This is a genomic window from Klebsiella sp. HMSC16C06 (assembly GCF_001808325.1).
Lineage (GTDB): Bacteria > Pseudomonadota > Gammaproteobacteria > Enterobacterales > Enterobacteriaceae > Klebsiella > Klebsiella variicola.
In genome coordinates, this window is the sequence record NZ_KV792994.1 from 107976 (window position 1) to 120144 (window position 12169).

At 57.9% G+C, this 12169-nt stretch carries 10 protein-coding genes; 7 read left to right on the top strand and 3 right to left on the bottom strand.

Going from position 1 to position 12169, the window contains the following annotated elements; translation table 11 throughout:
- Positions 1 to 363: 363 nt before the first annotated feature.
- The 4 genes from deoC to deoD all read left to right on the top strand — a co-directional run bounded on the left by deoC (position 364) and on the right by deoD (position 4677).
- Positions 364 to 1143, top strand: a complete 780-nt coding sequence (gene deoC, locus HMPREF3142_RS08290) for a deoxyribose-phosphate aldolase (RefSeq protein ID WP_002887784.1) — start codon at positions 364 to 366, stop codon at positions 1141 to 1143.
- 113 nt (positions 1144 to 1256) lie between these two features.
- Positions 1257 to 2579, top strand: a complete 1323-nt coding sequence (deoA, locus tag HMPREF3142_RS08295) for a thymidine phosphorylase (protein WP_070611976.1) — start codon at positions 1257 to 1259, stop codon at positions 2577 to 2579.
- Positions 2580 to 2631: 52 nt separating this feature from the next.
- The gene (gene deoB / locus HMPREF3142_RS08300) at positions 2632 to 3855 is read left to right on the top strand and encodes a phosphopentomutase (protein WP_012542922.1); all 1224 of its coding nucleotides are present in this window, start codon (positions 2632 to 2634) and stop codon (positions 3853 to 3855) included.
- Positions 3856 to 3957: 102 nt separating this feature from the next.
- Complete coding sequence (gene deoD / locus HMPREF3142_RS08305; RefSeq protein ID WP_002887789.1) at positions 3958 to 4677, top strand: purine-nucleoside phosphorylase; 720 nt, start codon at positions 3958 to 3960, stop codon at positions 4675 to 4677.
- 79 nt (positions 4678 to 4756) lie between these two features.
- Here deoD and lplA read toward each other — a convergent pair whose 3' ends face one another.
- A complete protein-coding gene (lplA, locus tag HMPREF3142_RS08310; protein WP_012542921.1) occupies positions 4757 to 5773 on the bottom strand; it encodes a lipoate--protein ligase LplA in 1017 nt (338 codons plus the stop codon).
- Positions 5773 to 6420, bottom strand: coding sequence for a YtjB family periplasmic protein (locus HMPREF3142_RS08315; RefSeq protein ID WP_012542920.1), 648 nt, complete (start codon positions 6418 to 6420; stop codon positions 5773 to 5775). The genes lplA and HMPREF3142_RS08315 overlap by 1 nt, the downstream gene beginning before the upstream one ends.
- A gap of 104 nt (positions 6421 to 6524) precedes the next feature.
- Between HMPREF3142_RS08315 and serB the strand changes: the two genes are divergently transcribed.
- From serB to nadR, 3 genes are read left to right on the top strand one after another with little or no spacing between them, the layout of a single operon-like run.
- Positions 6525 to 7496, top strand: coding sequence for a phosphoserine phosphatase (serB, locus tag HMPREF3142_RS08320; RefSeq protein ID WP_016160266.1), 972 nt, complete (start codon positions 6525 to 6527; stop codon positions 7494 to 7496).
- Positions 7497 to 7505: 9 nt separating this feature from the next.
- Entirely contained in the window at positions 7506 to 8888 is a 1383-nt protein-coding gene (gene radA / locus HMPREF3142_RS08325; protein WP_002887800.1) for a DNA repair protein RadA, read from the top strand.
- 21 nt (positions 8889 to 8909) lie between these two features.
- A complete protein-coding gene (gene nadR / locus HMPREF3142_RS08330) occupies positions 8910 to 10142 on the top strand; it encodes a multifunctional transcriptional regulator/nicotinamide-nucleotide adenylyltransferase/ribosylnicotinamide kinase NadR (RefSeq protein ID WP_002887802.1) in 1233 nt (410 codons plus the stop codon).
- Positions 10143 to 10317: 175 nt separating this feature from the next.
- Here the strand turns inward: nadR and ettA are convergent, their stop codons facing one another.
- A complete protein-coding gene (ettA, locus tag HMPREF3142_RS08335) occupies positions 10318 to 11985 on the bottom strand; it encodes an energy-dependent translational throttle protein EttA (protein WP_012968984.1) in 1668 nt (555 codons plus the stop codon).
- Positions 11986 to 12169: the final 184 nt, after the last annotated feature.

The following is a 12169-nucleotide window of genomic DNA, read 5'->3' on the forward strand; positions in this document are numbered from 1 at the left end:
TAATTCCATCATTTTATTGTCCATCTAAAATTCTTTATATCTCAATAATAAACTGTTGTTTATGGCGACGATGTGCACAAATTGTGCGCCATGGAGTCGAGAAACCTTAGTAGGGTATGTTAGAATAATAACATCATCACTCACTGCGCTTTGCCGGTTATGCTTAAACAGGACGTAAAGGTAAGCGTCGCGATGATGGATGATTAATTGTGACTCACATCACATCACAGTAATGCAAATTAGTAAGTAGTTTTCATTAACTGTGATGAATGTCGAAGTGTAACAGCGAGTGGATGTTACAATAGTAACAGACTCGCAAGGTGAACAAACTATTGATCCGGCATGACGCCGGCGGAGTATGAAATGACTGATTTAAAAGCAAGCAGCCTGCGCGCGTTAAAACTGATGGACCTGACCACCCTGAATGACGACGACACCAATGAGAAAGTCATTGCCCTGTGTCATCAGGCGAAAACCCCGGTGGGTAACACTGCGGCGGTGTGTATCTACCCGCGCTTCATCCCGATTGCCCGTAAAACGCTGAACGAGCAAGGAACGCCGGATATTCGCATCGCCACGGTCACCAACTTCCCGCACGGTAATGACGATATCGACATTGCGCTGGCGGAAACCCGCGCAGCGATCGCTTACGGTGCCGATGAAGTGGACGTGGTCTTCCCGTACCGCGCGCTGATCGCCGGCAACGAGCAGGTCGGTTTCGAGCTGGTGAAAGCCTGTAAAGAGGCCTGCGCGGCGGCCAACGTGCTGCTGAAAGTGATCATCGAAACCGGTGAGCTGAAAGAAGAAGCGCTGATCCGCAAAGCGTCTGAAATCTCTATCAAGGCAGGCGCTGACTTTATCAAGACTTCGACCGGTAAAGTGCCGGTGAATGCGACGCCGGAAAGCGCGCGCATCATGATGGAAGTGATCCGCGATATGGGCGTTGAGAAAACCGTTGGCTTCAAGCCTGCCGGCGGCGTACGCAGCGCGGAAGATGCGCAGCAGTTCCTGGCGATCGCTGATGAACTGTTCGGCGCCGACTGGGCCGATTCTCGTCACTATCGTTTTGGCGCATCCAGCCTGCTGGCTAGCCTGTTGAAAGCGCTGGGTCACGGCGACGGCAAGAGCGCCAGCAGCTACTAATCCCTTGATTTGCCGGATGGCGCTGCGCTTATCCGGCCTACGAATGGATGCCTGTAGGCCGGATAAGGCGCTCGCGCCGTCATCCGGCAATTTATTCTCTTTGGGAGGTTACCGTGTTTCTCGCACAAGAAATTATTCGTAAAAAACGTGATGGTCATGCATTAAGCGATGAAGAGATCCGCTTTTTCATCAACGGCATCCGCGACAATACTATCTCAGAAGGGCAGATCGCCGCGCTGGCGATGACCATTTTCTTCCACGATATGTCCATGCCGGAGCGTGTTTCGCTGACCATGGCGATGCGGGATTCCGGCACCGTTCTCAACTGGAAAAGCCTTAACCTCAACGGCCCGATCGTCGATAAACACTCCACCGGCGGCGTGGGTGACGTGACCTCGCTGATGTTGGGGCCAATGGTGGCCGCCTGCGGCGGTTACGTACCGATGATCTCCGGGCGTGGTCTCGGCCATACCGGCGGTACGCTGGATAAACTGGAAGCGATCCCGGGTTTTGATATCTTCCCGGACGACGCGCGTTTCCGCGAAATTATTAAAGATGTCGGCGTGGCGATTATCGGGCAGACCAACTCGCTCGCGCCGGCTGACAAACGTTTCTATGCCACCCGCGATATTACCGCGACGGTGGACTCCATCCCGCTGATTACCGCCTCGATTCTGGCCAAGAAACTGGCGGAAGGGCTGGACGCGCTGGTGATGGACGTCAAAGTCGGCAGCGGCGCCTTTATGCCGACTTATGAACTCTCTGCCGCGCTGGCCGAAGCGATCGTGGGTGTTGCCAACGGCGCCGGCGTGCGTACCACCGCGCTGCTGACCGATATGAATCAGGTGCTGGCATCCAGCGCCGGCAACGCCGTTGAAGTTCGCGAAGCGGTGCAGTTCCTGACCGGCGAATATCGCAACCCACGCCTGTTCGACGTGACGATGGCGCTGTGTGTGGAAATGCTGATCTCCGGCAAGCTGGCGGCGGATGACGCCGAGGCGCGCGCGAAGCTGCAGGCGGTGCTGGATAACGGTAAAGCGGCGGAAGTCTTTGGCCGCATGGTCGCGGCGCAGAAAGGGCCGACCGACTTTGTCGAGAATTATGATCATTATCTGCCGACGGCGATGCTGAGCAAAGCGGTCTATGCTGATACCGAAGGTTTTATCAGCGCGATGGATACTCGCGCGCTGGGAATGGCAGTGGTTTCTATGGGCGGCGGCCGCCGCCAGGCATCAGATACCATTGACTATAGCGTTGGCTTTACCGATATGGCGCGTCTGGGTGACCACGTTGACGGACAGCGTCCGCTGGCGGTGATCCATGCCAAAGACGAGAACAGTTGGCAGGAGGCCGCGAAAGCGGTCAAAGCGGCCATTAAACTGGACGATAAAGCCCCGGAAATTACACCGACAGTCTATCGCCGCATCACTGAATAGCGATATACTGATCTGATCGCTTTTTTGCAGCGCAAGATGTATGGAGAACAAGATGAAACGTGCATTTATCATGGTGCTGGACTCCTTTGGGATTGGTGCAACGGAAGACGCAGACCGCTTTGGCGACGTCGGCGCCGATACGATGGGCCACATTGCGGAAGCCTGCGCCAAAGGCGAGGCTGACAATGGCCGCAAAGGCCCGCTGAATTTACCGAACCTGACCCGTCTGGGTCTGGTGAAAGCGCATGAAGGTTCTACCGGTAAAATTGCCGCCGGAATGGATGGCAATGCCGAAGTGATTGGTGCCTATGCCTGGGCGCATGAACTCTCTTCTGGTAAAGATACGCCGTCAGGCCACTGGGAGATCGCCGGCGTGCCGGTGCTGTTTGACTGGGGCTACTTTAGCGACCATGAAAACAGCTTCCCGCAGGAGCTGCTGGATAAGCTGGTGAAGCGTGCGAACCTGCCGGGCTACCTCGGCAACTGCCACTCCTCCGGGACGGTGATCCTCGATCAGCTCGGCGAAGAACATATGAAAACCGGGAAACCGATCTTCTATACCTCCGCTGACTCGGTGTTCCAGATCGCCTGTCACGAAGAGACCTTTGGCCTCGACAAGCTGTATGAGCTGTGCGAAATCGCGCGTGAAGAGCTGACCGAAGGCGGCTATAACATTGGCCGCGTCATCGCCCGTCCGTTTATCGGCGACAAAGCCGGTAACTTCCAGCGTACCGGCAACCGTCACGATCTGGCGGTCGAACCGCCGGCGCCGACCGTGCTGCAGAAGCTGGTTGACGAGAAGAACGGCCACGTGGTGTCCGTGGGTAAAATCGCCGACATCTACGCCAACTGCGGCATCACTAAGAAAGTGAAAGCCACCGGGCTGGACGCGCTGTTCGACGCGACCATCAAAGAGATGAAGGAAGCGGGCGACGAGACCATCGTCTTCACTAACTTCGTCGACTTTGACTCCTCCTGGGGCCACCGTCGCGATGTCGCCGGCTACGCGGCGGGTCTGGAGCTGTTCGACCGCCGTCTGCCGGAGCTGATGGAGCTGGTTGGCGAGGACGACATTCTGATCCTCACCGCCGACCATGGCTGTGACCCGACCTGGACCGGTACCGACCATACCCGCGAGCATATTCCGGTGCTGGTGTACGGCCCGAAAGTGAAACCGGGTTCGCTCGGTCACCGTGAAACCTTCGCGGACATCGGCCAGACTATTGCGAAATACTTTGGTACGTCTGACATGGAATATGGCAAAGCCATGTTCTGAGGTCATTGCCCGGTGGCGCACAGCGATCCGGGCCTACGATTTGTAGGCCGGGTAAGGCGTAGCCGCCACCCGGCAAAAACAACAATGTAAAAGGAACTGAAGATGGCAACTCCTCACATTAACGCAGAAATGGGCGATTTCGCTGACGTCGTTTTGATGCCGGGCGACCCGCTGCGCGCGAAGCACATTGCAGAAACCTTCCTTGAAGACGTTCGTGAAGTGAACAACGTGCGCGGCATGCTGGGCTTCACCGGTACTTATAAAGGCCGCAAAATCTCCGTGATGGGCCACGGGATGGGTATCCCGTCCTGCTCAATCTACACCAAAGAGCTGATCACCGATTTCGGCGTGAAGAAAATCATCCGCGTGGGCTCCTGCGGCGCGGTGCGTGAAGATGTCAAACTGCGTGACGTGGTGATCGGCATGGGCGCGTGTACCGACTCTAAAGTGAACCGTCTGCGTTTCAAAGACCATGATTTCGCGGCGATTGCCGATTTCGGCATGGTGCGTAACGCGGTAGACGCGGCGAAAGCGCTGGGCGTTGACGCGCGCGTGGGCAACATCTTCTCCGCTGACCTGTTCTACACGCCAGATCCGTCCATGTTCGACGTGATGGAAAAATACGGCATCCTGGGCGTGGAAATGGAAGCGGCCGGGATCTACGGCGTGGCGGCGGAGTTCGGCGCGAAAGCGCTGACCATCTGCACCGTCTCCGACCACATCCGTACCCACGAGCAGACCACTGCCGCTGAGCGTCAGACGACCTTCAACGATATGATCAAAATCGCGCTGGAATCGGTACTGCTGGGCGATAAAGAATAAGACCTGTTGTGCCGGGTGGCGGCTTCGCCTGACCCGGCCTACGGTTTTCCAGGCCCGCTAAGCGCAGCGGGCTTTTTTATTAGCGCACCGCGCCGGCCATCCACGCCGACAGTTCTTTGAGTTCCGCTTCCTGCTCCGGGAAATCGCCGACCAGCGCCTCACACTGCTGCAGCAAGACTTCCGCCCGATACTGACAGCCAACTAAGCGTGCCGCCAGGGCCTCCAGCGGCGCCGGGTTCAGGCTATCGGTAAAGGCTTGCGTGCGGGTGATATGGCCTTTCTCGACGTCAAAATGCAGCTCAACGCCGCCCCAGCGAAAGCGCTCGTCCAGCAGATGAGAGAAGGCCGGCGCCTGGCCGAAGTTCCACTCCCAGCTGCTCTGGCGGGCGAAGGTCTCGGCAAAATTCGGCAGGTCCGGCGTGTTGTCCGGGGAGATCACCTCGGCGTCCACCCGTTCGCCGTAATGGCTGAAGAACGCCTCCTGAATCGCCTCGCAAATGTGCTGATGGGTAATGCCCGGCAGCAGCTCAACCAGGTTCGCCACGCGACCGCGCACCGAGGTAATGCCTTTGGCCTGTAGCTTTTTCTGGTCCGGGTTAAGGTAGTTAGCGAGGCGACTTAAATCGGCATTCAGCAGCAGGGTGCCGTGATGGAAACCGCGGTCTATGGTCTCACGATAGGCGGAACCAGACACCTTGCGATCGCCGCTGTCGGTTTTGACCACCAGATCGTTGCGCCCGGAGGCTTCGGCGGTTACGCCGAGTGAATTGAGCGCCGCCAGCACGATAGCGGTGGAGACGGTTTTGTCGTACTCCGGTTTGCCTGCCATAAAGGTAAAGCAGGTATTGCCGAGGTCGTGGAACACTGCGCCGCCGCCGCTGCTGCGACGGGCCAGCCGCACGTGATCTTCCTCCATGCGGCGAGTATTACACTCCTTCCACGGATTCTGCGCGCGGCCGATGACCACGGTATCGGCATTGCGCCACAGGAACAGCACCCGCTGGGTGGCGGGCATCTGGCGGAAAATACACTCCTCGACCGCCAGGTTGAACCACGGGTCGTAAGAGTCAGAGAGCAGGAGGCGCAATGTGGACATTATAGATTTCCTTTCTTTTCATCGTCTTCATCCTCAACCGGCTTGTTGGCGGTGAGCAGGAAGGGCGATTGCTGCCAGCGGGTGCGTTTGCCCTGCAGCAGCGTGCGGGTTAGCACCACGCCGATAGCCAGGGACAGTAACAGCATCAGGCGTAATATATTGGTGGTATTATCCACCTGCTTCGCCTCGGTCGCCAGGGTATGAGTATCGAGGGTCAGACGCAGGTAGCCCAGCGGGCCGTTTTTTCCCGGAACCGGCTCGACAATCTGCTGGTTGAAGTAGCCGCCGGCTTTTTTGCCATCCAGCGCCAGCCGGTCGCGAACCTCGACGCTTTCGCCAGAGCGTGCCACCAGGTCGCCCTGTTCGTCATACACGCCGGCGTCCAGTACGCGGCTGTTATGGGTCAGCTGCGTCAACAGTTGATTAATGCGCTTCTCGTCCGGTGTTTCGCTGCGCATCAGCGGCACGAGATTCAGTACCACCTGCTGCGCCAGCGTGCGGGCCAGCTCTTCCAGCTGCGGATTGCGTTGTTTCTGACTGTTCTGACTGAACCACGAGGCGCCCTGCATCAGTGCGACGAGCAGCGCCAGACAGATAAGGACAATGACCGCACGATGCAGCCGGAATTTCAGTTTTGCGCGAACCATATTCCACCTTTGAAAATTTGCAGCTTAATGTTGCCAGAAGCGCTGGTTACAAGGTAGCCTCATGCGTTATTTTCCTCGCCTGAATGAAGAGATGTGGAGCCGTAATGCCTAACAGTTTGACCTGGTGCGACCTGCCTGAAGACGTTTCCCTGTGGCCTGGGTTGCCGCTTTCCCTGAGCGGCGATGAGGTCATGCCGCTGGATTATCACGCCGGGCGCAGCGGCTGGCTGCTGTACGGGCGTGGGCTGAATAAGCGCCGTCTGACGGACTGGCAGCGCGAGCTGGGCGCCGCGTTAGTGATCGTTGCCTCCTGGGTGGTCGAGGATTACCAGGTGATCCGCCTGGCCGGTTCGCTGACTCCCCGTGCGACGCGACTGGCGCATGAGGCGGGGCTGGACGTCGCGCCATTGGGTAAAATCCCCCATCTGCGCACCCCGGGCCTGCTGGTGATGGACATGGACTCCACGGCGATCCAGATCGAATGCATCGATGAGATTGCGAAACTGGCCGGCACCGGCGAGCTGGTCTCGGAAGTGACCGAGCGGGCGATGCGTGGGGAGCTGGACTTCACCGCCAGCCTGCGCCAGCGCGTGGCGACACTGAAAGATGCGGATGCCAGTATTTTGCTGCAGGTGCGCGACGCGCTGCCGCTGATGCCGGGCCTGGCGCAGCTGGTGCTCAAGCTGGAAACGTTAGGCTGGAAAGTGGCGATCGCCTCCGGCGGCTTCACCTTCTTTGCGGAGTACCTGCGCGACAAGCTGCATCTCGACGCGGTGTTCGCCAATGAGCTGGAGATCCGCGACGGCAAGCTCACCGGCAACGTGCTCGGCGATATCGTCGATGCGAAATATAAAGCCAATACGCTGCGCAAGCTGGCGGAAAAGTATGAGATCCCAACGGCGCAAACTGTGGCTATCGGTGATGGCGCCAACGACCTGCCGATGATTAAGGCGGCAGGCCTCGGCATCGCCTATCACGCGAAGCCTAAAGTGAATGAACAGGCGGAAGTGACTATCCGCCACGCTGACCTGATGGGGGTATTCTGTATTCTCTCGGGCAGCATGAACCAAAAGTAAGAGGTAAACGTGGCGAAAGCTCCAAAACGCGCATTTGTCTGTAATGAATGTGGTGCGGATTATCCGCGCTGGCAGGGGCAGTGCAGCGCCTGCCATGCCTGGAACACCATCACCGAGATGCGCATCGCCGCGTCGCCGCAGGTGGCGAGAAACGAGCGTCTTTCAGGCTATGCCGGTAACGCCGGCGTGTCGAAGGTGCAGAAGCTGTCAGATATCAGCCTGGAGGCGCTGCCGCGTTTCTCCACCGGCTTTAAAGAGTTTGACCGCGTGCTGGGCGGCGGCGTAGTGCCGGGCAGCGCGATCCTGATTGGCGGCAACCCCGGCGCCGGGAAATCGACGCTGCTGCTGCAAACCCTCTGCAAACTTGCGGAGGGGATGAAAACCCTGTACGTCACCGGGGAGGAGTCCCTGCAACAGGTGGCGATGCGCGCCCATCGTCTCGGGTTGCCGACGGCCAACCTGAACATGCTCTCGGAAACCAGCATTGAGCAGATCTGTCAGATCGCCGATGAAGAAAAGCCGCAGCTGATGGTGATCGACTCCATCCAGGTGATGCATATGGCCGACGTGCAGTCGTCGCCGGGCAGTGTCGCCCAGGTACGTGAAACCGCGGCTTATTTGACGCGCTTTGCTAAAACTCGCGGCGTGGCGATTGTGATGGTCGGCCACGTCACCAAAGATGGCTCGCTGGCCGGTCCGAAGGTGCTGGAGCACTGTATCGACTGCTCGGTGCTGCTGGACGGCGATGCCGATTCCCGTTTCCGCACCCTGCGCAGCCACAAAAACCGCTTTGGCGCGGTCAATGAACTCGGCGTTTTCGCCATGACCGAGCAGGGCCTGCGCGAAGTAAGCAACCCCTCCGCTATCTTCCTTAGCCGGGGAGATGAAATCACCTCCGGCAGTTCGGTGATGGTGGTCTGGGAAGGGACCCGCCCGCTGCTGGTGGAGATCCAGGCGCTGGTGGATCACTCGATGATGTCCAACCCGCGCCGCGTGGCGGTGGGGCTGGAACAGAACCGTCTGGCGATCCTGCTGGCGGTGCTGCATCGTCACGGCGGCCTGCAGATGGCCGATCAGGACGTCTTCGTCAACGTGGTTGGCGGGGTGAAGGTCACCGAAACCAGCGCTGACCTGGCGCTGCTGCTGGCGATGGTTTCCAGCCTGCGCGATCGCCCGCTGCCGCAGGATCTGGTGGTCTTTGGCGAAGTCGGGCTGGCCGGGGAAATTCGCCCGGTGCCGAGCGGTCAGGAGCGTATATCCGAAGCGGCGAAGCATGGTTTCCGCCGCGCCATCGTCCCGGCGGCCAATGTGCCGAAAAAAGTACCGGAAGGCATGCAAATCTTTGGTGTGAAAAAGCTTTCAGACGCGCTAAGCGTTTTTGACGACTTATAATAAGTTAAAAGGAGATTAGCGATGTCGTCATTTGACTATTTAAAAAGCGCCATTAAGCAGAAAGGCTGTACCCTGCAGCAGGTGGCGGAAGCCAGCGGAATGACCAAGGGGTATCTCAGCCAGCTGCTGAATGCCAAAATCAAAAGCCCGAGCGCGCAGAAGCTTGAAGCGCTGCATCGTTTCCTCGGGCTGGAGTTTCCCCGCCGGCAGAAAAGCGTCGGGGTGGTGTTTGGTAAGTTTTACCCGCTGCATACCGGGCATATCTATCTGATACAGCGCGCCTGTAGCCAGGTCGATGAGCTGCATATCATCATGGGCTATGACGATACCCGCGACCGCGAGCTGTTTGAAGAGAGCGCCATGTCGCAGCAGCCGACGGTGCCTGACCGCCTGCGCTGGCTGCTGCAGACCTTTAAATATCAGAAGAATATTCGCATCCACGCCTTCAATGAAGAGGGGATGGAGCCCTATCCGCATGGCTGGGACGTCTGGAGCCATGGGATCCGCGCTTTTATGAGTGAAAAAGGGATCGAGCCGAACCGGATCTATACCTCGGAAGAGGCCGATGCGCCGCAGTACCTTGAGCATCTGGGGATCGAGACGGTGCTTATCGATCCTAAGCGGACCTTTATGAATATTAGCGGCGGGCAGATCCGCGAGAACCCGTTCCGCTACTGGGAATATATTCCGACGGAAGTGAAACCGTTCTTTGTGCGGACGGTGGCGATCCTCGGCGGCGAGTCGAGCGGTAAATCGACGCTGGTCAATAAGCTCGCCAATATCTTCAATACCACCAGCGCCTGGGAATATGGCCGGGATTATGTCTTTTCACATCTCGGCGGCGATGAGATGGCGCTCCAGTATTCGGATTACGATAAAATTGCCCTCGGACATGCGCAGTATATTGATTTTGCAGTGAAATACGCCAACAAGGTGGCGTTTATCGATACCGACTTCGTCAGCACTCAGGCCTTCTGCCTGAAGTACGAGGGGCGTGAGCACCCGTTCGTGCAGGCGCTGATTGATGAATACCGTTTCGACCTGGTGATCCTGCTGGAGAACAATACCCCGTGGGTGGCCGATGGGTTACGCAGCCTTGGGAGCTCGGTGGATCGTAAAGAGTTTCAGTCGCTGCTGGTGTCGCTGCTGAAAGAGAACGAGATCGAATTCGTCCATGTTAAGGAGTCGGACTACGATGCCCGGTTCCTGCGCTGCGTTGAGCTGGTGAAGCAGCTGATGGGCGAGCAGGGGTAGGTCCTCTGCGGGCTGTTGCCCTCACCCCAACCCTCTCCCGGTGGGAGAGGGATCAAACCCTAAAAAAGGCAACTTGCGTTGCCTTTTTGCATTTACCTTGCCCTCACCCCAACCCTCTCCCGGTGGGAGAGGGAGCAAACCCTAAAAAAGGCAACCGAAGTTGCCTTTTTGCGTTTTATTTCGCGATACGCTTGTACTTGATTCGCTTCGGCTCCAGCGCGTCGGCGCCGAGGGTGCGTTTCTTATACTCTTCGTATTCGGTAAAGTTACCTTCGAAGAACTCAACCTTACCTTCATCCTGGTAATCCAGAATGTGGGTGGCAATACGGTCAAGGAACCAGCGGTCGTGCGAGATAACCATCGCGCAGCCCGGGAACTCCAGCAGGGCGTTTTCCAGCGCGCGCAGGGTTTCGATATCCAGGTCGTTGGTCGGTTCATCGAGCAGCAGGACGTTACCGCCGACCTGCAGCAGTTTCGCCAGGTGCAGACGACCACGCTCACCGCCGGACAGCTCGCCAACGCGTTTGCCCTGATCGACGCCTTTGAAGTTAAAGCGGCCCACGTAGGCGCGGCTCGGCATCTCGGTGTTGCCGATCTTCATGATATCCAGGCCGCCGGATACTTCTTCCCACACGGTCTTGCTGTTGTCCATCGCGTCGCGGAACTGATCGACGGAGGCCAGCTTAACGGTTTCACCCAAGGTGATGGTGCCGGAATCTGGCTGCTCCTGGCCGGACATCATACGGAACAGGGTGGATTTACCCGCGCCGTTCGGACCGATGATGCCGACGATAGCGCCTTTCGGTACCGAGAAGCTCAGATCGTCAATCAGCACGCGGTCGCCGTAGGATTTGCGCAGATGGCTGACTTCCAGAACTTTATCGCCCAGACGCGCGCCTGGCGGAATGAACAGTTCGTTAGTCTCGTTGCGTTTCTGGTATTCGACGTTGTTAAGCTCTTCAAAGCGCGCCAGACGGGCTTTGCCCTTGGACTGACGGCCTTTCGCGCCCTGGCGAACCCACTCGAGCTCTTTCTCGATGGATTTACGACGCGCCGCTTCCTGAGAAGCTTCCTGCGCCAGACGCTGATCTTTCTGCTCCAGCCAGGAGGAGTAGTTGCCTTCCCACGGAATACCTTCGCCGCGGTCAAGTTCGAGGATCCAGCCGGCGACGTTATCGAGGAAGTAACGGTCGTGGGTAATCGCCACCACGGTGCCTTCGAAATCGTGCAGGAAGCGTTCCAGCCAGGCGACGGACTCGGCGTCCAGGTGGTTAGTCGGTTCGTCGAGCAGCAGCATATCTGGTTTTTCCAGCAGCAGGCGGCACAGCGCGACGCGGCGGCGTTCACCACCGGAAAGATTCGCGATTTTCGCATCCCAGTCCGGCAGGCGCAGGGCATCGGCCGCGCGCTCCAGCTGCACGTTCAGGTTGTGGCCGTCGTGCGCCTGGATAATCTCTTCGAACTTGCCTTGCTGGGCGGCAAGCTTATCGAAGTCCGCATCCGGCTCGGCGTATTTGGCATACACTTCGTCCAGACCCTTCAGCGCGTTAACCACTTCGGCGACCGCTTCTTCAACGGACTCGCGCACGGTGTGCTCCGGGTTGAGCTGCGGCTCCTGCGGCAGGTAGCCGATTTTGATACCAGGCTGCGGACGCGCTTCACCTTCGATCTCGGTGTCGATACCGGCCATGATGCGCAGCAGGGTGGACTTACCGGCGCCGTTCAGACCGAGCACACCGATTTTCGCGCCAGGGAAGAAGCTGAGGGAGATATTTTTCAAAATATGACGTTTCGGCGGAACCACTTTGCCGACACGATGCATGGTATAAACGAATTGAGCCACGTTGGACTTCGCCTCTTTCTATTTTGATAGATAGTTCAAAGCCGAAGTGTAGCCTTTTTCGCGCGCTAATCCCAGCGAGGCGACAGGATTCACAGAAGCGTAAAAAAATGTCCAGGACATGGCGCGTTTAGCGTTGTCTGATTAGCATAAGTAAAGCTGCCTGCCGAACCGGCGGGGGCTTTTA